The 23,710-nt window shown below is 36.9% G+C and carries 17 protein-coding genes, 4 pseudogenes and 1 other annotated feature; of the genes and pseudogenes, 9 read left to right on the top strand and 12 right to left on the bottom strand.

The features are described 5' to 3' along the window. From ACSBOP_RS06550 to ACSBOP_RS06540, 3 genes and pseudogenes are all read left to right on the top strand, one after another. Positions 1–1,074 carry a tyrosine-type recombinase/integrase gene (locus ACSBOP_RS06550; RefSeq protein WP_442603626.1) on the top strand — a complete coding sequence of 358 codons (1,074 nt, stop codon included), beginning with the start codon at positions 1–3 and terminating at the stop codon, positions 1,072–1,074. Then, positions 1,067–2,038 carry a tyrosine-type recombinase/integrase gene (locus ACSBOP_RS06545; RefSeq protein ID WP_442603625.1) on the top strand — a complete coding sequence of 324 codons (972 nt, stop codon included), beginning with the start codon at positions 1,067–1,069 and terminating at the stop codon, positions 2,036–2,038. The genes ACSBOP_RS06550 and ACSBOP_RS06545 overlap by 8 nt, the downstream gene beginning before the upstream one ends. 628 nt (positions 2,039–2,666) lie before the next feature. Beyond that, a pseudogene (locus ACSBOP_RS06540) lies at positions 2,667–3,932 on the top strand (IS110 family transposase). Positions 3,933–4,453: 521 nt separating this feature from the next. Here the strand turns inward: ACSBOP_RS06540 and ACSBOP_RS06535 are convergent. After that, on the bottom strand, positions 4,454–5,224 hold the full coding sequence (locus tag ACSBOP_RS06535) for a nucleotidyltransferase (RefSeq protein WP_442603624.1): 771 nt from the start codon (positions 5,222–5,224) through the stop codon (positions 4,454–4,456). Between the two features lie 41 nt (positions 5,225–5,265). After that, positions 5,266–5,470: a binding site (T-box leader), on the bottom strand. A 120-nt stretch (positions 5,471–5,590) separates the two neighbouring features. After that, positions 5,591–6,433: a tyrosine-type recombinase/integrase gene (locus tag ACSBOP_RS06530; protein ID WP_442603623.1), complete on the bottom strand. Its 843-nt coding sequence runs from the start codon at positions 6,431–6,433 to the stop codon at positions 5,591–5,593. Between the two features lie 648 nt (positions 6,434–7,081). On the opposite strand from ACSBOP_RS06530, the gene ACSBOP_RS06525 reads away from it, so the two are divergent. Then, positions 7,082–7,960, top strand: coding sequence for a hypothetical protein (locus ACSBOP_RS06525; RefSeq protein ID WP_442603622.1), 879 nt, complete (start codon positions 7,082–7,084; stop codon positions 7,958–7,960). 509 nt (positions 7,961–8,469) lie between these two features. Then, complete coding sequence (locus tag ACSBOP_RS06520; protein ID WP_442603621.1) at positions 8,470–9,594, top strand: hypothetical protein; 1,125 nt, start codon at positions 8,470–8,472, stop codon at positions 9,592–9,594. On the opposite strand, the gene ACSBOP_RS06515 is transcribed toward ACSBOP_RS06520, so the two are convergent. Beyond that, positions 9,556–9,816, bottom strand: coding sequence for a hypothetical protein (locus ACSBOP_RS06515; protein ID WP_442603620.1), 261 nt, complete (start codon positions 9,814–9,816; stop codon positions 9,556–9,558). The two genes, ACSBOP_RS06520 and ACSBOP_RS06515, sit on opposite strands and share 39 nt — an antisense overlap. Positions 9,817–10,179: 363 nt before the next feature. On the opposite strand from ACSBOP_RS06515, the gene ACSBOP_RS06510 reads away from it, so the two are divergent. Next, complete coding sequence (locus ACSBOP_RS06510) at positions 10,180–10,848, top strand: Type 1 glutamine amidotransferase-like domain-containing protein (protein WP_442603619.1); 669 nt, start codon at positions 10,180–10,182, stop codon at positions 10,846–10,848. 593 nt (positions 10,849–11,441) lie between these two features. On the opposite strand, the gene ACSBOP_RS06505 is transcribed toward ACSBOP_RS06510, so the two are convergent. Further along, on the bottom strand, positions 11,442–12,509 hold the full coding sequence (locus ACSBOP_RS06505) for a methyltransferase domain-containing protein (protein WP_442603618.1): 1,068 nt from the start codon (positions 12,507–12,509) through the stop codon (positions 11,442–11,444). A 528-nt stretch (positions 12,510–13,037) separates the two neighbouring features. On the opposite strand from ACSBOP_RS06505, the gene ACSBOP_RS06500 reads away from it, so the two are divergent. Then, positions 13,038–13,361 carry a 2Fe-2S iron-sulfur cluster-binding protein gene (locus tag ACSBOP_RS06500; protein WP_442603617.1) on the top strand — a complete coding sequence of 108 codons (324 nt, stop codon included), beginning with the start codon at positions 13,038–13,040 and terminating at the stop codon, positions 13,359–13,361. A 416-nt stretch (positions 13,362–13,777) separates the two neighbouring features. Here ACSBOP_RS06500 and ACSBOP_RS06495 read toward each other — a convergent pair whose 3' ends face one another. The 3 genes and pseudogenes from ACSBOP_RS06495 to ACSBOP_RS06485 all read right to left on the bottom strand — a co-directional run. Next, a complete protein-coding gene (locus ACSBOP_RS06495; protein WP_442603616.1) occupies positions 13,778–14,080 on the bottom strand; it encodes a hypothetical protein in 303 nt (100 codons plus the stop codon). 2 nt (positions 14,081–14,082) lie between these two features. Beyond that, positions 14,083–14,286 (bottom strand): helix-turn-helix transcriptional regulator, encoded by a 204-nt coding sequence (locus ACSBOP_RS06490; protein WP_442603615.1) that lies wholly within the window; start codon positions 14,284–14,286, stop codon positions 14,083–14,085. An 835-nt stretch (positions 14,287–15,121) separates the two neighbouring features. Continuing rightward, a pseudogene (locus ACSBOP_RS06485) lies at positions 15,122–15,871 on the bottom strand (hypothetical protein); the annotation flags it as partial. Between the two features lie 159 nt (positions 15,872–16,030). Between ACSBOP_RS06485 and ACSBOP_RS06480 the strand changes: the two are divergent. Further along, the gene (locus tag ACSBOP_RS06480; RefSeq protein ID WP_442603614.1) at positions 16,031–16,342 is read left to right on the top strand and encodes a hypothetical protein; all 312 of its coding nucleotides are present in this window, start codon (positions 16,031–16,033) and stop codon (positions 16,340–16,342) included. A 712-nt stretch (positions 16,343–17,054) separates the two neighbouring features. Here the strand turns inward: ACSBOP_RS06480 and ACSBOP_RS06475 are convergent. The 3 genes and pseudogenes from ACSBOP_RS06475 to ACSBOP_RS06465 form a co-directional block, all read right to left on the bottom strand. Continuing rightward, a pseudogene (locus ACSBOP_RS06475) lies at positions 17,055–17,309 on the bottom strand (NucA/NucB deoxyribonuclease domain-containing protein); the annotation flags it as partial. Positions 17,310–17,316: 7 nt separating this feature from the next. Next, positions 17,317–18,036, bottom strand: coding sequence for a hypothetical protein (locus ACSBOP_RS06470; RefSeq protein ID WP_442603613.1), 720 nt, complete (start codon positions 18,034–18,036; stop codon positions 17,317–17,319). Continuing rightward, the gene (locus ACSBOP_RS06465; protein ID WP_442603612.1) at positions 18,033–20,036 is read right to left on the bottom strand and encodes a DEAD/DEAH box helicase; all 2,004 of its coding nucleotides are present in this window, start codon (positions 20,034–20,036) and stop codon (positions 18,033–18,035) included. The genes ACSBOP_RS06470 and ACSBOP_RS06465 overlap by 4 nt, the downstream gene beginning before the upstream one ends. Positions 20,037–20,630: 594 nt before the next feature. On the opposite strand from ACSBOP_RS06465, the pseudogene ACSBOP_RS06460 reads away from it, so the two are divergent. Continuing rightward, positions 20,631–21,086, top strand: a pseudogene (locus ACSBOP_RS06460) (tyrosine-type recombinase/integrase). A gap of 406 nt (positions 21,087–21,492) precedes the next feature. On the opposite strand, the gene ACSBOP_RS06455 reads toward ACSBOP_RS06460, so the two are convergent. Both ACSBOP_RS06455 and ACSBOP_RS06450 read right to left on the bottom strand, forming a co-directional pair. After that, the gene (locus ACSBOP_RS06455) at positions 21,493–23,256 is read right to left on the bottom strand and encodes a hypothetical protein (protein ID WP_442603611.1); all 1,764 of its coding nucleotides are present in this window, start codon (positions 23,254–23,256) and stop codon (positions 21,493–21,495) included. Then, positions 23,249–23,710: a hypothetical protein gene (locus ACSBOP_RS06450; RefSeq protein ID WP_442603610.1), complete on the bottom strand. Its 462-nt coding sequence runs from the start codon at positions 23,708–23,710 to the stop codon at positions 23,249–23,251. Before ACSBOP_RS06450 ends, ACSBOP_RS06455 begins: the two co-directional genes overlap by 8 nt.

The following is a 23,710-nucleotide window of genomic DNA, read 5'->3' as shown; positions in this document are numbered from 1 at the left end:
ATGGAGTTCGAATATCAAGTTGAAATAACACCTGAAGACATCTGTGATCTTTATAAGATTGATATCCGTGATTTCCTCGAACTTGTAGAAGGTAAGAAAGTAATACGGGACGAAAAGACCATTTTATTTGTTATCGAAGAATATATTAAAACTATTGAGTTGAATACATCCAAATCTCAATTGACCATTAAATATTACATCACGATACTTCGAAGATTTGGTAGATTTATATTATCAAAAGAAGCAAAGTATAAAATGGCTGAAATCACGGAAGAACTATTCATCGAGTTCACAAACTCGTGTAAGCCGTTAAAAGGAGATAAATTGTCCGGTAGAACTTATAATACTTATCGGGCCATTATAAGAAATCTAATGGAATATGCTCTCACTCGGAAGTATATTAGCGAAGATTTACGTAACAAAATAGACAAAATGAATGGTGAAATCCTTCCTCGATATCTGCCTGACGAGCTAGTGCCTAGCTTATTAAAAGAATCAAAGAGAACATCATGGCCGTTTCTAAATTTTGCTATGATCTATTTTATGTTGGGTACAGGATGTAGGGTCAGTGAAGTAGCGAGTATGAGAATATGTGATTTCCAGATCAATGAAAACCTTATTTTTATTCGGAAAGGTAAGGGGCAAAAAGAACGTTACATTCCAATGTATCCCCAAATAAAAAAGGTTATTATGGACTACTTAGCGAGAAGTGGGGTGTCTGAATGGGACATAAGTGATCAATCCTATCTTTTTTCAAAAAGATGTTACGAAAGCCGTGAACCGATTATGATAAGGAATATTCAGCATATGATCACAGGAATATATAAAAAACTAAACATTGATGGACTGTTTACAGTTCACAGTTTACGCCATACCTTTGCATACAATGCTTTGACTGCCGGAATGGCAATATATGATCTTCAGGAAATACTAGGTCACAACAGTATAGAGACGACAAGAATCTATACTAAACGCCGTCCTGCAGACTTAAGGAATGCGGTACAACGTTATCCATTTCCTCTTGAGAAGTTAGTAGAGCAAGTTATGGGTATTGGAGAGAAGCTAGATGATTAATTTTCATGAAGAGATAAATAACTACAAAAAAATTTGTAAGTTATCTAAGGATAGATTTAATAAATATATAAAATCTCTGACTAGCTTTTGTGACTTTTTGGCTACTGAACTTAGGTGTCCTCCAGGAGAAGTTTACTTGGATCGAATATATACAATTAAGCATGGGGACAAAGTCATAGCATACAAACCAATAGATGCAGTCGTTATCGACCACTATCTAATGACACAAATTAATAACAGTTTTTCAAAATTATCTTCTGCAACCCATGCTGTGAAAAGCTTCTTCCGTTTTTTGACTAACAACCGTCATTTCCCTAATATTGTACCTCTTATGAAATTCAAACTCAGCGATTACAGTCCAATAGCAAATGAAATCCGGATAATGAGTCGACACGAATTACTTCGATTTCTTCAAAGTTTAATTTCACACAGCGATAATTTGATTCGTGATACTCTTTTATTTTCTTTACTTTTTTCAACTGGATGTCGTATTTCAGAGATCCTTAATTTAAAGATTTCTGACATCAATTACGATGATGAAATGATTTTATTACTAAAGACCAAAAACAAGATTCAGCGTGTCGTGGTACTCCGGAAGGGATTTGGAGCAGTACTACGTGAGTATCAAACCACAAATAATCTTCAGGTGATAGATTATCTTTTTCCCAGAGAAGCAAAGACTTCACCGATAACCAGGTCTGATGTAGATAAGCTATTCAAGCGATTCTTAAACATGGCCATTCTGCCTCCAATGCGAATCCATAGCATCCGTCATTCCTTTGCAACACACATGAGAGATGCAGGTATTGATTTGTTAACCTTAATGGAGTTACTTGGACATGAGAAGCTCCAATCAACCTTGAATTACACACAATCACATTACACGAGAAATGCAAACATTAAGATAAAAGAACATGATGATTTTTATCATAAATTCCGAACAACGATAAAGCTTAGATTATAAATATAGATTTGTAAATCATCTTTTCCTTAGTAAATACACGTAAAGAGTGCTTATGAAAATCAAACAGTAGTATAATCAGTTATTAGATGTAAATTAATTCATCGTTAACTGGAGCAAAATCGGTTCTACCAAGGTCCTGAGCTAGGCGTTCGTCTTCATAAGGATGCCATATATATAGGCTATGTTAAAAGCATACAGTATTCAAAGGCCAGAAGCTGATAAGTTACCCTTTTCACGGATAAGCTTGCTACCAACTAAGTCTTGTCCATCCTCACCCACAATGTTGTTCGTGCCTCTTACAGAACATAAAAACCCTATATAATCCTATTTGTCCTATGAAAATAAAGAATTAGACTGGAATCGTTGATATGACTCTGTTTTTGAATTGAAAAATCGTCAGATTTTGAAAAATAAGTTTTAGACTAATCCAATTAAAAGAACAGCGGCGGACCAAGACTTGAAAAATAAAGTCTTAGACTACCGCTGGTGTCATTCAACTAACGTTTCCCGTTAGATTCCTGTAGATGGATAAATTTCAGCTATGTAAAAAAAGGAGCGCCTCTGTACGATGGAAGTACGCTACGGGTCAAAAGCCCTTTAATTCCATCATCCAGGAGGACGCTCTACTATGAAGTTTAAATCACAAGATAAGCAAAATCAACTCATTGAAAATATTACCGTTCATCATATTGTTGTTGGTGTAGACATTGCTCAAGAGGCTCATGTCGCTAGAGCCGTTAACTTCCGTGGTGTCGCTCTCGGTAATCCTTTAGAGTTCAGTAATGACGAAGATGGTTTCAAATCCCTCGAGTGTTGGATTCACGACTTGTTAGTTTCATATAAGCTATCTCAAATAATCGTTGGCATGGAACCGACCGGTCATTACTGGCTCAATCTTGCCGGATGGCTCAAAAACAAAGCCATTGAAGCCGTACTTGTGAATCCTCACCTAGTTAAAAAGAATAAAGAAAACCGCGATAATACACGTTCTAAAAGCGACAGAAAAGATGCTTTAGTAATTGCCGACATGGTGAAAAACGGCTACTATTCCCCCGTCCGTTTCCATTCTTCTGAGTACGAGGAACTCCGAGTGCTGATGGCTAACCGAGAAACCGTCGTTAAAAGGCTTGTAAGTGCGGTTAATCAGATCCACCGCTGGGTCGACATTGTCTTCCCTGAACTGAGGCAAGTCTTTAAGATCTTAACTTGCAAGGGTGCATTGTTAACCCTTCGGCATTTTCCGCTCCCAGCTGACCTATGTAAACTAAGTCCTGAAGATGTCATTAAAGGATAGCAGAAATCCATGAAACGTCATTCTGGTGTGCGTAGAGCTCATCTACTCATCGATCTTGCCAAGCAAACCGTTGGTTCCAAACAGGCTTCACACGCTTACAAACTCCATTTAGAGCAGCTTCTTGAGGAGCATGACTTAGCAACTAAACAGCTGCAGAGGATCGAAAAAGAAGCCAAAGACGTTGTTGAACGTATCCCCTATTCAGGAAAAATTCTAGCCATTACAGGTATAAGTTCAATTGCTTTAGCCGGTGTTTTAGGAGAGTCTGGAGATCTTAGAGATTACGCGCACGGGAATGCCCTACTCCGACACGCAGGCCTTAATTTGACGGAAGCAAGTTCGGGTAAATGGAAGGGACAAATGACGATCAGTAAACGAGGGCGTCCACGCCTGCGTCACTTTCTCTATTTAATCACGATGTGCATGGTCATGAGTAACCAAGAGTTTAAAGCTTTACACCACTATAACGTTCAAGTAAAAAAGCTTAAAAAGATGAAATCTATCATGAAGTTATGCGGTAAGCTGGCCAGATTGTTAGTTGGAATGGTTCGTAGTGATGAAGTCTACAACCCAAATAAAATCTTTGTACTGGCAGCCTAGAAATAAACCTTATCTCATGCAAGTTGGCGTATTCGCAGGAGACAAAGAAAGCGCGGAGTATCGGGATACATTACGCAAAAGGGCTCTGACCCGTTCCGTTAGAAAGACCGAACTCCACCCCTTAGTTAGATGTGACGAAGGAATGATAGGGCGCTTGACCCGTTGAGACATGGGAGTGAAAATCGCTAGGGGCATCGTGGAGAATACGCGCATCATTTGGAATGAATTAGGTGATTAAACTCCACCTCTGTTCCCGCATGCCTTTTTAACGACACGTCCTAATATATCTCGCTATCTTTCATTCATCATCGAAACATAAAGGGTTAAATCCTGCGAATAGACGAGCTTGCGTGAGGAAATTAAATCATACCGAGGGAGCTCAATAGTCTTATGTTTTAATTAGAGTCGCTGCTTATAGTTGTGAGGCTTGCCGAACACCTAATGCAGTGACGTCCCGACGGGCTTAGGGGGCTGGATGTGGTCACTCGCTTCTCAGAGTGACCCGAAGCGTCAATATGGTGTTAGTCGAAGGAAGTTCTGGAAGCAGCCATTGCATTTAACGCGTTCTCAAAATAGCTATATACTTCATCTGCAATTCCCAGAAACTCTTCAACAAGTACATTATTACTATCCAAGTAACAAGCATACAGATAATCAACTAAAGCGGAGTCAATCTCACAATAGTTTAATATGGCATTCTTCATCATAATAATGTCATCTTGCCATACACCTGTATCTTCTAAAACCAAAGAGTATAATGCACGAATTAATCTCTTAGAGTAACCTTTAATATATCTATTCTTCATTGTGTTATCACTAGCATTAGAAAGTAAACTATGTCTACGATCTACTTCCTTCTTGGTCTCTGTATTTAAGTCTAAAATGAACTCTGGAGAAATAATTATCGGTGGTACTTTTTCACCAACGTCATGACCATATATGCAAACACAAATTATCTTTACCCAAAAACCCCAATCATTTGGTTTACTTAATACATCGTCAATCGAGCAAATTGTCGTATCAATCTTAGTTAATACTGGATATTCTCCCAAAAGCCTGTCTTTAATATTTGACAATCTTTCGTAATCAATATCTTTGGGATTTACACATACAATAGTAAAGTCTGCATCTGACTTAAAAGGTTTAGCAGTTCCTTTTGGAATCGAGCCACACATATAAATGCTATGAATCTTACCTATAAATTCGGTAAGTATATTATCTATATACTTATCAACAAAATCCTTATATTCACTTTGTATTACAATTCTTTTTATAACTTTTTCTAATATCATATAGACTCCTCCCAAAATAAAAAACGCCCCAAAGCCAAATGCTCTGGGACGATATTAATCGCGGTACCACCCAGGTTGCTGTATTTTCACACAGCCACCTTAATTGACTATAACGGGTCAAACCGATGGGTATTAGCCATACTCTGGAACTGGCATTTTCAATCAGTACTCTAGGGTTTTCTCAGTCATGAAACCCTTTCCTGTGAAGAGTTTAATGATTTACTTTTGTTCCATCATTGATTTACGGATATTGGTTAAATATTACTCTTTCCCGTCACCTTAGTCAAGAACTTGCTCAAGATAACTGCCCTTTAGTTGAGTAACATTTTACTTAGGAGCATTTCATCTCGTAATATTACGGAAAAGCTAAAAAAACCGACGGTAAAGTTCTCGTCGGCGTTCCCCACGCAGCTGGGCATAAATTTGAGTGGTTGATGCTTTTTCATGCCCCAACATACCTTGAATGAAATCTAATGGTGCTCCGTTATCAAGAAGCTGACACGCATAGGTATGACGAAAGCGATGCGGGTATACATTTGCTTCGATCTCTCCCCGATTAGCAAGCCGTTTTAATGTCCACCTAATCGTCGGAATAGCCATTCGTCTTGTCGGATGTGTATCGGTTGCAAATAAGGCCTTACAGGAATCCTCACGGCTCGCGAGATACTTCTTCATCCACACTTTACACTCGGTTGTAAAGTATACCTCTCTCTGTTTTGACCCCTTGCCATTTACAATAGCGGAGCAGTTCTCCCAGTTCAGGTCTTCAATGTTTAACTTCTCCACCTCTCCAACCCGGCAGCCGGTACTGTAGAGAAACTCCAGAAGTGCCCTTTCCCTCAGGGACTGGCAAGAGATTTTCAAGTGAATGACATCTTCCTCGATCAAAAACTTAGGAATACGCTTGTCCATTTTAGGTTCGCGTAACTTCAAAGCTGGATTTGAGGTTAAGTATGTTTCTTCATAGGCAAATCGAAATAGAGAACGAACAAAACGGATACGATGTCCTAAACTGCTAGGTTTCAACCGACTTGACTGCTTTGCTAAGTATTCCTTCAACAAGTTAAGTGTAACTTCAGTAATATCCAGGTCTCCTAGTTCTCTTAGTAGCATCTTGAGCTGCAGAGCGTAGGCTTTCAATGTACTCGAACTAAATCCCTGGATACGTTTATCAGCTTCGTACAGTCGCCATAACTCACTTAAAATCATAAAAAAACCTCCCATAAGTGCTAGTAAATCTAGTTTTTCTTTTTATGGAAGGTTTTAATCTATTTAACTAGCGTTTCCCGTTTGCGTAACAATTGACTATTATATCTTTATCCAATCTTCTATATCCTCTGTACAGTGTAAATATTCATTTTGGGAAACCAATAAATCAATACCAGAAGCCAGGTCAAGCAATCTCCACAACCTTGCATCTCTGATGTCGTATATATCGTCATTTACAATGTAATGCGATGCCCATTCTGAAACTTTTTCCCTCGACATCTCACCTCTAAGGACATTTTAAACATATCTTTTACCTCATCACAAGTAGGTAACCTATATTCCATTGTCTCTCCCCCTTGTCGCTGTATTAACCTGCCCGTTAGCTTAATGAAGAGCAGTTTCGTTGCAGTACGAATACATTGCTGATACGCAACGAAATCAATAATAACTATTTCTCCACCCTTTAAAATACCGTATCATGTGGTACGGTATTTTAAAGGGTGGAGTTTTATTTCGTTGCTACAAACTTTCAACATTAGTCATTGCCACACTATACAGAAAAAGGGTAAAATTTACCTTGGTAAAATTATCACATTTCAAGAATGCGAATATCGAATTCCAGTTCTGATCGAAAGAAGGAGAACAAAGTTGGATACTTTTAAAAATATTCTCACATTAGGTGCCCATGGACGAGTCCAAAAGAAAATGGAAGAATATCGAAATCTTCGTTCGAAATACCAAGCAAAGTACAATCTTATGGAAATGCGTCGTTCAAGAGTAAACCGAACTTTGCAAAAAGTAATTGATCTGAAAGTATCTGCTTCAAAAAGTCTTGAGAAGTGGAGATATCTGTCGAAAGATTTTCAGATGACTGAGAAAAGTATTAATCTGAACCAAGTTTCTCATAAATTCGATTATATCGACCAAACACTGAATGCCTACAATATTGCCGTTAACGCAGCAGCGGGTATCACTTCAGGTGTTGGAACGGCGGTTGGAGCTTGGGCGCTTGTTTCAGCTCTTGGATCGGCTTCAACTGGTACGGCAATTGCAAGCCTTTCAGGAATAGCAGCAACAAATGCGACATTAGCTTGGTTCGGAGGAGGGGCATTGGCAGTTGGAGGAGGAGGAATGGCGGCTGGCTCTGTTGTCTTAGGAGGACTTGTATTGTTACCAGCACTAGCAGTGCTTGGCGTATTTAGTCACATGAGTGCAAATAAAAAGATTAAAGAAATCGAGAATGAAATGGAAGAAATGTTAAGTAATATGATTAAAATAAAGGCTAACTTAAAGATACTATTACAAACCGAACGAAAAGCTCAAAAACTAATTCGAAAATTAGAGAATAACACAAAAGCATTCGATCTTGAACTAGAGCGAACTCAAAAAAAGCTTCAAGGGAAAATCGGGGTTCTAACTAAAGTTGTTTATTTCTTGCGCTGTTGTTTTACAGGCTTCATCGATGAATTGGGCAAAGATCTTGCAAAACTCATTAATACGCCTGTCCTTGATTATCCTGCCCGTTAGAATTCCTGTAAAATAAAAAAATTAGCGTTTAAACAAAAACGAGCGCCTCGGTACGATGGGGATATGCACAGTCGTATATCTTTCCTTCTTCATGTTTTTCACTGATCTGATTGTTATTTGAAAAAAGACAGCCGATCATAAATATGGTTTGATTCCGTTACCGAAGACGCAATGGATATTCAAGAACACGTCGAAATACATATAGGTTATTTTGATAGGTATAATGATCGTGAATCAACAAACATTATGGTAAGTTTAATATTAAAAAACACGATAGAGCTTTTAGGCAAACAAGACTCTAGATCGAAAGCTATTTTCGACATTATTTTTTAATTTATGAATAATTCAACAATACATATTATCAATAAGCCTAACGGTCAAAAGCCGAAGGGCTTATTTTTTACGAACCTGTTTCGGTACAATTCTAGAATATAAGAAGGAATTCTTTTGTGACTATCGAACTATAAATTTTATACCAAAATAAGGAATGGCAGTAGGTGGAATACTAGATGAATAAGAAAACATGGCGAATAACCATAATTGTATGTTGTATGGCTTTATTGTTATCAGCGTGCTCCAAAAAGGAAGCAAATAACGGAACTACGGCTAACCCTATCAATGCCGTTACCAACACACTTCAACCACAAAAGACAAATGAAGCAAATAATACACAAGAAGGATTTCTTTTGGTTGCTAGTGGTGGTGTACAGTTTGTCCAATGGACAGAAGTGGATAAGCAGTTAGTAGGACAGGTTCAAACCTTTCATGTAATTAAAGATCAATCGGTTAAAACAGATAGTAAAAATGATCCATTCAAGGGTATCCGTAACGGAGATTCCGTTAGCATTACTCTTAATGACGGCAAGGTGCTGACAGGAACATTAAAGAATAAGGAATTAAGTCTTGTCTTTCCAGATGCACAAGGAAACTTGAACACAAATGTTTACAAGCCTGCAACGGTTTCAGAGTATAATACAGCTGTTTCAAAGTTACGTGATAATGTCCAAGACTACAACACAAAAGAGCAGGAGAAAAAAGCGGAAGCAAAGACAATCAATGACCAACAGGAAGCCGTTAAAAACGCTAACAATAAGTTGAGCAACGATATTAGCAGACTTTCAAATCTTAGCGAATCACTTGTGAAGGCTACGGATTTTGATAATGTGATGAAATCATATCAAGCCCATTGGAATCAAATGCAGGAACACCAAAAGAAGATGAAGGAACTAGCTTCTGTGAAGCCGTTTACCGATTATCAACTTACGCAAGTTGAATATAACTTAACGCAAGTGGAGTATGACTTAACTTCTATCGAGTACGACGACACTTCGATGGATAACAAAGTCGGTGTGATAAATGATTACATATTATCCATCAAGAAGCAGTTTTCCGTTGTACAATCTGATTGGGTAACGTTACAAAAAGTAGTTTCAGCGAATACGACAGGTTCACCAAAGGCACAATTTACTTCAAAGGATATTGAGCAAGCCTGTCAACAGGCGCAGGATAAAATTGATAGCTCAATTAGTGCAGTTCAGAAGGCATCACAGCAAGCAAAGGAATACGACAATAAGGCAAATCAACTAACTGTGGATTCAAAAAACTACGTTCAAGGTTTGAAAGCTACCGACTGAAAGTTTTAAGTTAACATTTGGAACACCCCATGATGGGGTGTTTTTTTGTTTACATGAATATATCCCGAAAACCAAGTCACAAACCAGTATAGCACCACGATATAAAGACCCAATAAACCCCGCCAAACCATACGCAGGAGTTTTAATAAAATATGCCTTTTCCAGCTCTTCGCTCCTTTTTTTATAAGGCTTTGTTAAATTCAAATGTTGATATTTAATCATAAGAAAACCACTTTAGATGTGTAAAGGCGGTTCATTGAGCTACCATACCATTTGTTCTGAAATGGTCACATATGAGGTGGAGTTTTTTGTCGCCGCCATATTAATTACTCCTTCGGGTGATGCCGTAATATAAAGGGTGGAGGTTATAAATTGTTTTTCATTAAGCTAACGGGCAGGTTAACGTGGAAACATATTTCTCATACTTAAATTCCATTTTATGGTAATATAGAGTTGGATTTATGAAAAGTGTACAAGGGTGTGTAAACGAAATGGCTGAAGAAACGTTCATCTTTCTAGCGTGTATAATATGTTTTATAGTTAAGAATGGATGAATGTAAATAGTACATATGGAGGTAATTAAGTTTGAAAACTCACTACTATCTCAGTTGGTTTAATGATTTTTTTCCAGAGAAGCTGGTCAAATTGTTGCATGAGGATATAACAGACAGAAAATCGCTTGTTATGATTAGCGCTCAACCGTCTGGTTATAAAGATGAGCAAGTTAACATTGATGATGTTTTTGAAAGGACATGGTTTAATCAGGCTAACATTATTTTTGATGAATATCATTTAATTGATTACCGCATGCAGAAGGAAGATGCCCAGCGATTAATTCAAAACGCTTCTGTCATTTTTTTATGCGGTGGAAATACTGTTTTGCAGAACGATTTTTTGGTTGAATATGAATTATCGGATGCGATTAAGAACAGCAATGCCTTTATAATGGGTGCCAGCGCTGGTGCGATAAACATGTCTGCAAAATGGTTATGCTCGAAAAACGCTGGCTATGAAGTTGAAACAAGTACTATTTATGATGGTATAGGCTTTGATCGTTTTGCCTACGAATCTCATTCTAGACTCGACTACGCCGCGCTGGTTCAAGGCTACCTGTTCCCCTTGTCTGAGGAGATTGATGTTTATGCGGCAGAACAGGAGAGCGCTATGCGTGTAAAGGACGGCAAAATAGATATAATGGGTAATGTATATTTAATTTCCCACTCAAAGATTCAGAAATTGGTTGAGACGCTCTAATTAGGGTGAGTGGCTGTGACCTAACAAAATTAATTCCTTTTGATGTATAAAATCAAGGCTTACAGCGAATCATCTCAGGTCTCCTCTCTATGATTGGAATACTGTTTGTAAACAGATGCAATCTTAATATCCCCAGGACTTATTGTCGGGCAGAAATGATAAATTTTTTAGACCGCCTTCAATGGCGGTCTTTCTATGCTCGGCGGATGCTAGCTGCTCATTTTATTGAACTAACGTGTCCCGTTAGCGTAGTGATTAACAGTGGTACGGTTCACCGAATAGCCGTCTTTCCTTATACATCTAACGCTTCTATTGGCTTACCTAGATGCTCACATGAGCATAAAAAGGCACCATTCGAATGATGATGATGCCTTCTGATATATATTCAATTTTGTTGAAATCTCTAGCTGTTATGATTGTTGTAATTGTACTCGTACTTTAACACTTGCAACCGGTGCAGATATGTTAATTCCTAATGACCCTAACTGTCAGTACCTCCAACTGTTACATTAGTAGCATTTGAGGGTACAGTTGTAAGTTTATTGCCATTCTTATCAAATAAATCAAATTGACAAGAATGTATGCTTGAGAACCTACAATTTTCTCGCCTTAATGGCAAAAGCCGTTGGCAGCATTAATGCTTTTTTGCCAAAATCATTATCTGATGCCATTGCTTTTTCTTTGTCCGTTTCTTCAATAAGTTCTTCAACAACAAAACCATTTCTGGCTAAAGAGTTAATATATGTACTCAACATACGATTAGAGAGCATAATTTCTTTATCGCTCATACCAGCACAATACCATTCTTCATTAAAATAAGAATTACTAAAAACAAGTTTGTCATCTTCAACTGACACACATTTATGAATAGGATGTGACCAACCGAAAACGAATACTCCATCTTTTTTCAAATAAGAATGAATATGTTTAAAGGTTTTGTCCAAGCTTGTTGTCCAACCAATTCCATAAACAGAGTATACTAAATCGAAATAATCAATTGGTAATCCACATTCATCCTCCATAGATGAACAAATCAGTTTAGCACTGATTCCTTGTGTTTGAAGATAATTTTCAGTTCTTAGAATTTGATTAGCAGATATATCCAATCCCCACAAATCAGTTGACCCTAAATCTGCAACATATTTTAAGGAGTGACCATTACCACAGCCGATTTCGAGCACGCTTTTATCCGACAAATCTCCAAGTAAGTTCAACTTCTCCTCTGATGGTAAATACCCCCCCCAACTTGGTAAAGCTGTTACACCCAAAAACTCACTGCCTATTGTATTCCAAAACTCGATATTAGTTTTATGTGCTTCGCTCACATTCATATCAATATTAGCCACCTTACCTAAAACTTTACCACCAACAATGTTCTTTTTCATTTTCTCCGCTTCTTCTATTAGTTTCATTATATTTTCCTCTGCTTTCTTTTTGTAGTCTGAATCGGTCAGCATTTCTCCTGAAAATAACTCGTTAAGATTGATTTGGAGAATTTCACAAATCGGCATCATAAGGGATAATTCAGGCATCCCGTTGCCACATTCCCATTTACTTACAGTTTTATCACTAATTCCGAGAGTATCAGCAAATTCACACTGAGTTAAATTCTGCTGTTTTCTCATTTTTGCAATAAATCTTCCGATTTTAACTTGATTCAAACAGACACCTCCCTTTCTTTGAAGAGTATTATATTTCAATCACTGGTACAATCACACCTACGAATCGTAGAATATATATAAGAATTGTTCTTTGAGGTTTAATAACTCAACATTCGCAGAACCAAAAACGGCTTAGCAGCCATTGCTGTATAAGCTAGAAGCAAACTAACTAGGCTCCTTAGCTTGAATTTTAGTTGGAACTACCAATTTTATCCTAGATTGTCATAGTAGCTGCCGGTTCTCAAACAATGACAATTGTTGAAGCTATCCTGCCAGTTAGTATAACGAAAAAAGCAACCGATCGATAATCGGCTGCCTTCTTGTTGCTATTGAACTCCCTCGATTTTATCCGATGCCGCTATTACGCAACCGTGATGAAGTAGCAAAGCTTGATCTCCTCATACATGCCAATGGATAACGCGTTCGGTTGTTTACAGATCGCGATTTTGGAGAGTATGATTAGTGATATTGCACATGATAAGCCATTGATTGCGCAGTTACCAAATTAGGAATGGGGAGAAGTCTAAGATGCCGACGATTCAAATTGAAGGAAGAGGCTCCTATGAAGTTGCAGAAGGTACTAAACTTGTGCTTGCCCTGGTGGATAACGGGGTAGACATATTGCACCGCTGCGGCAGCAACGCCAAATGCACAACGTGCCGGGTCGAAGTGGTGGATGGAGACGCCGGTCCGGTTGGTGAAGCGGAAGCCGCTCTTCTGCAGGCCAAAGGCATTGCGGAATCGAACATCCGCTTATCGTGCCAGATTCGAGTACATAACGATCTTACTGTAAAACCGGTGATGACGGTATCGTCATCCGGCCTGGAACCAGGCAATCGGCCGCAAGACTAACCGATCGCGAACCGGCTTCCGGGCTCGTAACCACGCTGAGGCATCTCGCATGAGGTGCTCAGCGTGGTTTTTAAATGGATGGCCTTGGCCAGTTCACCGAACCAGCTAAGCCTTATGCGAACATGTCGCGAACCTCGTTGTGCAGCGAACGCAGCGGTCGCCCGGCTAGTCGCGCCAAATCCGGGGATACGCTTCCCATATCGGATAAAGACAGCAATCGATAGTTTAACGTTACTAGTGTTTGGAAAGTTGCGTTAACTGCCCGTTAGCGCAACGCGGCTGCCGATCCATGCCGGCAGCCGCGTTTTTGTTTATTAAGCTATAGTTTCCCGTTAGCTTAATGATCCTTACTTCTCTATTTTAAGACAAAACCACCTATATTTTAGCGATTGTCAATCTAACATGCTCGATGTTCACTATAGCTTAATATTGTAATACACGCTCGAGAACGCCCATCCTGCCATATGAACGAGCAATACAATCCCTAGGACAGGAGCTGCAGACAATTTCACACCGCATACCATCATGATGAATAGGAAATAGATTGCTACCAGCGTAATTTTCCATGCGGCTGCTTGAGATTTACTTGAAATGATATGAAATCTTTCATCAAGTCCCCTTTGACGCGCTGCTTGCTTGCGACCCCACCATAACCCGAGCAATCCTCCAAAAATGCCGAGCAGTATCATCAGTAAGACTCCAACCTGATCCAAACTCATGATTATTCACTCCCCTTGTCAAAAATAAATACATCTTCAATGTAACGATCAAACACTTTAGCAATTTTATATGCCAATTCTAAGGATGGATTATATCGACCATTCTCAATGGATATGATCGTCTGTCTCGAAACACCAACTCGTTCGGACAACTGTTCCTGTGTTAGCCCTATAGCTGCTCTTAAATTTTTAATGCGATGTTCCATCCAACCCCACCTCTATGTAAAACTAGCTTTACGTAAAGGATACTTTACTTTCATTTTGATGTCAAGCATACTTTACATCACTCAAATACTCCTTATTTGCGTAAAACAAAAAAACCAGCTAATACTTGTCAGGCATTACAACTTGGTTAAGTAATAGAATACAGATATACTTTTCTGAACAGCACAAATAACCTTCATTGGCGAGAGGGTTATGGATGAATATGGTTTTTTAAAGCTTTGTAGGGCTCGCTTTTACAAAGGATGGCGTACACGTGATGGAGAAGCTTGTTGGCGCAAGCTATCACGACCACTTTGTAAGGCTTGCCCTCTTTCCTTTTCTTGTCGTAGTATTCATTTATCCTGCGATTCGGTTTGCACCTAGATTTCCTCATCTTTCCTCTATTAGTACATTGAGCTAAACTGCCCGTTAGTTCAATAAAAAGAACGCTCCCGCGCCTTCGCTTGGGCTACGTCCTCCTCATTATATTCCATTTCCAATCACCTATTAAAGAACGTACGCGGGTAGCATGTAGTGCTTAAACAGGGAACTTATCTTAATCTAAGCACTAAGAAAACACTTTATTTTTCAGTCTAATGGTTTATTTTCTTTTAACACTATTTTTTGCAATATCACAAAGAGTATCTATTGCCAATTCTGCATGTTCTACACTTAACGGTGTAGTTTCTTTTTCATTTACGATCCGATGAGTAAAAGTGGTAAATTTATAACAGAAACACCTTTATCTGAACAAGGCTTCAAGATGAATATTGCGTTAGTTTTTAACCCTGCTGTATTATACACGAGTTGACAAAATACGAGTCAAGAGCTCAATCCTTAACATAACCATGAGTCTTTTATGACCTTTGCCCCCGCTTCCTCATCCATCAATTCATAACCGCCGAATCGATAAACCTCATAGCCGCTTAGCTTTAATTTCCTGTCGGCTTGGACCATTTCAGCATATTTTTTGGGACTCGATATATCTTCATCAGAATAGTGTTGCTTTCCATCTACTTCAAGGACGATACGCTGCTTGTTTGAAAACAGTAAGAGAAAATCCATACGTTGCCTTGATAAATAAGGTTTTCCTGCACGCTGCCTTATTGTATATGGGTCATAGTGTAAATACACTTGAGGTATTAAAGCAGGGAAGTTTTTGTCGAACAATTCCTTGAAGCATCTAAAGTAACTTTTAAATAGTAGCTTCTCTGGTGGAGATGCCAATGTTTGAAATAAACGCAAATATAGTTGTTTTTCCGTCTCTATATCTGGCTCTGATATACCATTCATATCTGCCCACCACATTACAAGGTCAGCCCAATAAAGACCTGTATTAGGAATATTACGGTCGTAGACTAAACAGTTTTCTTCATGCTTCACAATTCTAATGTCATTATTGATCGAGTCGCTAATAACAATTTCAGGCTTCTGACCAACTGCGGCGAATATCAGATTCTTCACATTGCCTTTAACCCCGTCAAGCACTTTATCGATACGATAAACTGGAAAACCTGAAATATTATCAGCCAAATTGAACTTAAATCCGTCATTTACTAAATGCTTATTGATGAACTCAATATACTCGTCCTGCTCATCTCGACATTCTGTCTATGAATCTCATCTGGAAGAACTCATTCTGAGCGATATCAGAATGCTAATGGGAGAACATATTGACACTAAAACCTTTACAAAAAAGCTGCAAAAGAAGCTGACAGTGGGAAACGGTCAACTGCTAAGGAAATTTTGAATCTCAATAATAATATCGAATTGGTTATAAAGCGCAAAAATAATGCTGAGGATAAATGGTTAGATGGTGAAATGACCAAAGAGAAGTATCATGAACTACTTGTACGTTATGAGAAGGAGCTTTCAGAATATCGACAAAGGATTTCTGATCTCTCCAAGGATGATGAAGTTAACAAACCGAAATTTCCCGACATTGCCAAACTAACTTCATTTGAAAAACTAGATCGAGAACTGCTGCTCATGATTGTAAAACGAATTGAAATCAAAGAAGACGGTGATGTAAAAATCATTTACAACTTCACCGTCTAAACAAATATAGAACTGAAGGCGATGACAAGACATCCAACCCCTTATCGCCTTCTATAAAAGATCTTTTCTATATGTTGACACTACACACTACACATGCACCGTATGCGGGAACATATTGTCCTGGGAATTAATCTGTTACAATCCGTAGTAACCTTGAATTGACGGGCTATTTATTAATGAGCTTCTGTTAGGGAAGGCTTCATTCCGTTCGGTTTGGTTGATGTTTTACATCAATTTTACATCAATAATACCCACTGACTGACAAGGAATATAGCTTGATCCGGAAATGCATTATCCTTCTTTTCGTTAAGAGGACGGTAATTTTCCAATAAAAAAGAGCCATGCAGGATGCTTTCCCGCTGGCTCTTTTGCCTTAATTACCGATGCTTTCGGATTTGTTCTTATTTTACAAAAAAACAGTTATTATTGCAATAGCAATCTAGAGCTTCATGCCGAGTTTATTACTCGCATGCTACTCCGTCTTTGTCACGATCAAGTTTAAATGAATACTCTGGATCTCCTTATATAATGGCGCCGCTCCCGCTGCTCTCACTGCATTACAATTTTGATAGTAGATCACACTTTCATCTACTTCAGCTTCTAGTGTGAGTTGGGCCTTAGCAGTTGGTTTAGGCTTAGGGGTTGCAGTAGATGCGTTAATCTTTGAATCTGCACCAGTAACAGCTTTAACTGATTCACTAGCCCCTCCATTGATTACAAACAAGACTCTTGTTCCATCTGAATAATCTTCAAGTTGATTTCCTACCCAAGAGCCCACTCCACGATTATCAGATGGTTTTATGTATGCAATACCCGCACCTGTGCCGCCTTCTTCACACATAGCCATTGGCCATTCATCCCGGTCGTAGCCCTTTTTGTTTTGAATACCTTTTAGCGGCTCTTCACGGTTTTCATCAGCGCCATCACGTTCAATAGTACAAATCGCTGACTCACCATCGTTAGTGGCTGCGAAGTCATTTCTTTATAGATAAATTGGATATATAGTAACACGGGGTTGTGATATCTAAGACATTTATCAAGTCCTCTCTTTCAAGCAATTTGTTCTTAAATATAGATTCATTTAAACCTAATTTAAAAGTAGCTTGTGATGAATAAAACACATCTAAATGATGTAAAGGATGTAAATCAGGGTCAGCTCTCTCCTCATCAAAATCGTATCGAAGGTATCCAGGCTCGAACAGTAAAAACTCTTTAATGATAGTCCAAACCTTTTCCTCATAATCATCTAAATCTTCATCTACATTAATATTATTCTTTATCGCTACAGATAAAGCATCCATTTCATCATAAATATTTGGGGTTTGTTCTTTTTCTTTAAAGAAACCTTCAGCAGCTAATTCTAATAATATTCTAACTATCGTTTTGTTGATCCCAATTTTAGTGTTAGTGCTATATAGCTTTTTTACTGAATTATCTTCAAGATGAATGGTAAAAGGAAACGTAAATGAAAAGTTTTTCATGTAGCCTTCGATATTAGCAGCAAAAAATATTCTACTCATTTTATTAATATTTAAACTAAAAATACCATAACCTCTATCCGCAACCGGAATTTCGGATAAGATAACTTCTAATGAGTTTAATAATAACCACACAATGTCACTCTTATTTCTTATGGGAGATCTTAATATATCTGCTAAGTTGACAGTCAAATAGTATTCTTTAAACTTTCTCATTTCACAGAGTCCTTATTTTGGAGAATTAATTGTTTGATTTCTTGTTTATCAACACTATCCTCACAAATAAGTGAGACAAGTTGCCTGAACTTCTCTTGGTTCTTTTTAGGGATTTTCAGCTCAACAAAAATCTCACTAACAATTTCTCTTTGGGATTTAAAATGTTCTTCCGTTCTTCTTAATAATGCTGTTCTATCTAAAATATCAGATTCTTTAGGTTTATTAACAACAATAGCATCGTTCTCGTTAATCGAATTAAGTCCATTTTCCAATATTGGAAGTAAGTCAGTATTTGCATTCTCTGAAATTATTAAATTAGTTGTTATGAAAGAACGTGTTAGAGCCATATATAAGGTATTTCGAGCATTTATGTTATCACTTATTTTGTAATTAGCTATACATATAACAAATGGAAATTCCAGACCTTTTACATTATTTTTATTACTAATAAACACTGATTCTTTGATATTCACTTTAGTTTTATATATTTTATTGGTCCTCCAACCGAACTCATTTGAAATCATAATCGAAATATCATCCAACATATCATAATTAGAATTCACTGCATCTACAAATATTATAGCTATATCCTCAGGACCAACTGTTGGGTGATTAGCTTTAATATTTTTTATTGCATCTATCACTATTTCTCGACAATCGTAGCTTGGTGTGCGTAAAATTTCGATGCTTGGTACATCTTCTTTTCTGATATCTTCAAATCTTCTCAGTAGATTTCTGGATAAACTATATGTTTGTCCATTAGTGTCAATTTCATAGCCACATGCAGCCCATTCGTCATCTGTTAACCAGCGTAATACAGGTCTCTCCAATATCCCCATACCCAGTGCATGTGCAAACATTAAAGTTTTAGAATCTGTACGATAACATTTATTCAATAAAAAGTCAGCTTCCACTTCGGGTAAAGTATCTCTAAATATATTTTGGAATATATCCCCCGATACATAAACAGTCTTAGTAGTGACTTTTTCACAAAGCTGAAAGAATGATTCATAAAAATCTTGGCTTTCATCTATTAATATATAATCGAAACAAGGTTCAAAATCAGGCATAGAGTTAAGTTGTTGAAGAGCCATTTTACATGCATATTCAAACGATGTTTGACCAGCGCTCCAAAAAATCGCGCCATACGTCTTACAAATCAAACTGTACAGACCAACATTAGACAGATCAGTACGAGAACCCCAACTATGCATTACCCATAATCTTTTATCCCATTCAATTTGTTCCTCAACCTTCATAAAATTGAAAAACTCTGGAACGCGTGATTTTAATTTATTTGCTAATGATCTGTTGTGACAAGTAAAAACAACTCTATTTTCTGTGCCTTTTTCAGTATAAAGTTCTTTTAACTTATGTAGTAATAATTCGGTCTTTCCTGTACCAGCAAGACCTTGTATTATTACCCTCTTTTTATTTATCTTTTTAAAAATAAACTGTGTCTGGTCTCCATCAAATAAGATGATCTTTCTTTTTACCTTATCTAAAATGCTCGTGGGTAATTCCTTCCCTACTCTATCTACAGAGTTAATACTTCCAATTAGTAGTGAAATTAGTAAATCTATTTTTCTTTTTTGATCTTCATCTTTCAAAATAAAATCACTTAATACAGTTTGTATTGAATCTCCAGAATTCCATTTAGCTGTAGCAAAAAGATCAGTCCCCCACTGCCGGCGTCTACCTAATATATCTCTATAATCATATTTGTCAGATATGTTTCCTAAGTCTTCTAAAAAATCGCTATAAAAATCTTCAAAAGCTTCTTCATTTGATCCAACATTTAAAAATATGATTTTATAGTCCGGAATTAATATTACAATTGCTTCATTATATTCATATTCGTATTTCTTTTCTGCTAAAGGGCTATTTAATACATAGATTTGTTTGCTATTCTGTTTAGAAAACTCCTCGATTTGATCTAATACTAAGTGAACTGTTTCGTTTTCTGTCTCAATACTGTCAAAGTACATGGATCCACTCATTATAGGCCTCCCTCTAAATTTCACAAATCCCCCATGTGTATGGGGAAATTTATCTTATAAATTAATCCAAACATTTTTGATATCAATAATACTTTGTTTTCTATAAGTAAACCAAAAGTCCTGCTCCTCCATTCTTTCTAGAATAGCAATCAAATCTTTCTTGTACCTCAGAGCAGGATGTAAACCAGAGATTTGTACCCTGCGTTTTAACCGGCGAAGAAACGGAGGGAGACAGTGAATACTCTAGTAATCATGTAAAGAAGAGAATCACATGGCTCTTCTTTTCTAAATAGAGCCATTTTCTTTACATCTGTAATACCAGATCTTAACGATCGTTTTTTCATTAATTTAAAGCAAAACGATCAACTTACGGATAACGGACAAGCAGCAGCCGTAACTGCGCTGAAACGTTTTTTTCAGTTCCTTCACTCCATGGATCTGATAAAGTATAACCCGATGATCGGTTATCCTAGGCCTAAATGCGAGTCACCGGTTCAAAACACTGCGTTATCGCTAGAGGAGTATATCGCTCTCCTAAAAGCCGCCTTACGGAAAGATCCCTTTTACCAGCAGCAATTTGTGTTTATTTGATTCATGCTGATTACAGGATTACGTATTTCAGAGGTCCGCTTCCTTCGGCGGAAGCGGCTAAATTTCAAAACAAGAATCATACACGTTTTTGATGCACAAAAAACCTTTAAACAGCCCGTTGCGATCCCCAAAGACCTCAGCGCAGAACTTGAGCGTTACACACAACATCATGAATATCTCAAATTTGCAAATCAGGACGATGAATACCTGTTCCATCAAAAAGGGAAAGCCATGTCGGTTGATACCTTTAAACGGATATTGTCGGAATAGTCTCGTGAGGCAGGTCTTGCGAGGCACATTCGACCACATGATCTCAGACGCACTGCAGGATATTTGATGCAAAAAGGGGGTATGAACATCGTGGATATTCAACACCAGCTACGCCACAAAAATGTAGGCACAACGCTACGATATGTCCCTCCTCTTTTTGATATGGCCAAAATACTTGAAGAGACATAATCATTGAATATTTTTTCACTTATTGTCCAACTCTATCGATTCGATTTTTTAAATTATCGATTGAACTTACTCTCTAGTATTCTATTAATGAATATTTGCAAGAATATTAGAAAACACTTACTCAAGTGATAACTAAGGCTTAAATTGAGCGAAGAGGTACACTTCTGAACTAATGGATTTGCTGTTGTATTAGACATTCTTTCAACACATGAAAGACCACAAGATGGGAATGATGCTCAACAAAATTCTCTGTTCACCATAGCTTAACTATTAAATGACATCTAGATTGCGGACGCCTTAATATACGATACTCCCCTTTTTATATCGAATCAAACCCACCAATATTATCTATCAGTTAGAAAAGAAAAAAATAATCCAATTGAACCCCTGAAGTAGTGCTATTGTCTTAAACTTCATAACTATTCATTGGAGGGAAGTAAAATGGGTTAAATCCCGACTTGCCCTTCATAACCAAATCTTCTGAATGATCAGGCTCTATCCCTAGAGTATCAAACTCCTCATCATCAAACATAAACAATTGCAAATTGGTTTTACCGATCCAATTGTATGCCGTAGTAATAACTTTTCCAATAGCTCTAGCATTCTTTTCATCAAATGGCTTTGATATATGATCGATGACTAAGATAGGAATCAATGGGTACTTATCTTCTTTTATTAACATAGCAAGGAATGCTAAATAACCACAAAGTTGAATTAGAGTATGGCGAGCCATACTACCAATATAATAGTTACTTGTAACCTTCTGACCATGTTCTTTTTCGTCACTTACTACAACGGTAGGCTGCAAAATATTACCTTTTTTTCGATATTGTATATTAAATCCATCTTGTTTAATATCATCGCCTACTATTGAGGAAATATCTTTAGCAGCAAGATAAAGCTCTGTAATAAATTGAGATAACTCATTAATCTTTTTTGTATCATCTGAACTTTGTAATACTTTCAATTCCTCTCGGATCTCTCGTATTCTTTTCCTCTTTTCTTTAATTTCATTATCACACTGCCTAATATTCACAGATAGATAATCTTCAATCAAAATAATCGCTTTTGTTTTTTCTTCTAATGAGAATAATCTGAACCTTGAATCGTTCCTCTTTATCTCATCCTTCAGGTTACTTTGTTGATTTCGCAATTCTTTAATAGTATTATCGCCTATAATCAATTTATTAAAAGATATAGTGTGCTCAAGTTCAGATATGATCTTTCTTATAGGAAATATTAGATACTCAAAACTAGCATTGTCCTCTAGCAAAGTATCCAACCTATTTAGCAAATATTTTCTATTTTCATTGTTTTTTTCATGCTGTTTAGAGTCTGAAATCCGATTCTCATAAATTTTAATTTGCTCTGTGATATTGCTATACATAACTTCTAACTCGGCTATATTTTTTTCCTTTTTAGTCTTATCTACTTTACGCATTTCTTTTAATTTACCAACTTCAATTCGAACATCATTTGCATTTTTCCCTGTATACCACCTATTAATACCGAGTATTTCTAAGTTTTTATTAACCTGACGAAGTATAAATTCATATCTAGAAGACTCTATTTCTAAAGTATTAACCTCATCTGTTAGGTCCTTTAGTTCCCGCTGCAATTCAAAAATTTTATCCAAATTTTTATTGAAAATAAAATTTAATATTGGTGTCAATTTGATTGAATACTTAACATCACTGCACTTATCCAAAAAGTCTTGAATCGCACCCTGTCTTTTTTCTCCGAGGAAATTAAACATCGTAAAGGTTCTGTATGTTAGGTCTTCATCCGTGAAATTTCTTATTTCATCTAGAAATCCTAAATCATGAGCAAAAATTGAATTAAGTCTCTCTTTATATTCTCGTAAATCTATAGATTCATTATTCACTTCGTTGGTATAACTTATATTATTCCTATTTGATCCTATATTTCTTGTTGCTGAGTAATTTATTCCTTTATACTCGAAGAACATTGTCGCTTTTTCTAAACTATCAATAAACCACGGCCTTTTGTTAATTGTTTTTGTGGATCCAAACATATAATCAATAAAATCATAAAATTCAGTTTTACCTGAACTATTTTTCCCTTTGAAGTAATTTAATCCGGATTCAAATTTATACTGATATTCATCACCGTTAGCACCGTAAAGTATTAAATTATGTATTTTAAACATTACTTACGACCTCTCTCATAAATTGTGTATCGGATATTCTCTTGCTTGCATCGATCGCTTTCCTAATAAATGAACTTTCTTCATAAATCCTTTTTCCAGACAGTTTTGTTTCATTCTGTATATCTATTCGTATTATACTGTTTTTTAAATCTATCATACCTTTTACCTTAAGTATGTGGATCGCCTTAAGTATAAATTCAATACTATTACAATACTCATGAAAATCACCTGTGAGATATGAAAGACACTTATATATTATATCTTGAGTATTATTTCCATTGTAAATACTACCAGGTAAAAGCTTTTCCTTTTTCACGATGTATGTAAAGAACAACATTTTATTAACACTCAGTTCTTTATGTGTTATCAAAATATCCATAATAATAGAACAGTATATACTAATCTGTAATGATTCTGCCTCTAACTTTAGTTTTGACATTCCCCTTTGTTTCAT

The sequence above is a fragment of the Paenibacillus sp. KN14-4R genome (assembly GCF_052180255.1).
Taxonomy (GTDB): domain Bacteria; phylum Bacillota; class Bacilli; order Paenibacillales; family NBRC-103111; genus Paenibacillus_AM.
Note: the sequence above shows the minus strand (reverse complement) of the source record. Positions and strands in the feature narration are given on the sequence as shown.

Excerpts from the sequence above, each read along its gene's own strand:
- ACSBOP_RS06550 (WP_442603626.1), top strand. The coding sequence starts at position 1 with ATGGAGTTCGAATATCAAGTTGAAATAACACCTGAAGACATCTGTGAT.
- ACSBOP_RS06545 (WP_442603625.1), top strand. The coding sequence starts at position 1,067 with ATGATTAATTTTCATGAAGAGATAAATAACTACAAAAAAATTTGTAAG.
- ACSBOP_RS06535 (WP_442603624.1), bottom strand. The coding sequence starts at position 5,224 with ATGATATTAGAAAAAGTTATAAAAAGAATTGTAATACAAAGTGAATAT.
- ACSBOP_RS06530 (WP_442603623.1), bottom strand. The coding sequence starts at position 6,433 with ATGATTTTAAGTGAGTTATGGCGACTGTACGAAGCTGATAAACGTATC.
- ACSBOP_RS06520 (WP_442603621.1), top strand. The coding sequence starts at position 8,470 with ATGAATAAGAAAACATGGCGAATAACCATAATTGTATGTTGTATGGCT.
- ACSBOP_RS06515 (WP_442603620.1), bottom strand. The coding sequence starts at position 9,816 with ATGATTAAATATCAACATTTGAATTTAACAAAGCCTTATAAAAAAAGG.
- ACSBOP_RS06500 (WP_442603617.1), top strand. The coding sequence starts at position 13,038 with ATGCCGACGATTCAAATTGAAGGAAGAGGCTCCTATGAAGTTGCAGAA.
- ACSBOP_RS06495 (WP_442603616.1), bottom strand. The coding sequence starts at position 14,080 with ATGAGTTTGGATCAGGTTGGAGTCTTACTGATGATACTGCTCGGCATT.
- ACSBOP_RS06490 (WP_442603615.1), bottom strand. The coding sequence starts at position 14,286 with ATGGAACATCGCATTAAAAATTTAAGAGCAGCTATAGGGCTAACACAG.
- ACSBOP_RS06470 (WP_442603613.1), bottom strand. The coding sequence starts at position 18,036 with ATGAGAAAGTTTAAAGAATACTATTTGACTGTCAACTTAGCAGATATA.
- ACSBOP_RS06465 (WP_442603612.1), bottom strand. The coding sequence starts at position 20,036 with ATGAGTGGATCCATGTACTTTGACAGTATTGAGACAGAAAACGAAACA.
- ACSBOP_RS06455 (WP_442603611.1), bottom strand. The coding sequence starts at position 23,256 with ATGTTTAAAATACATAATTTAATACTTTACGGTGCTAACGGTGATGAA.
- ACSBOP_RS06450 (WP_442603610.1), bottom strand. The coding sequence starts at position 23,710 with ATGAAACAAAGGGGAATGTCAAAACTAAAGTTAGAGGCAGAATCATTA.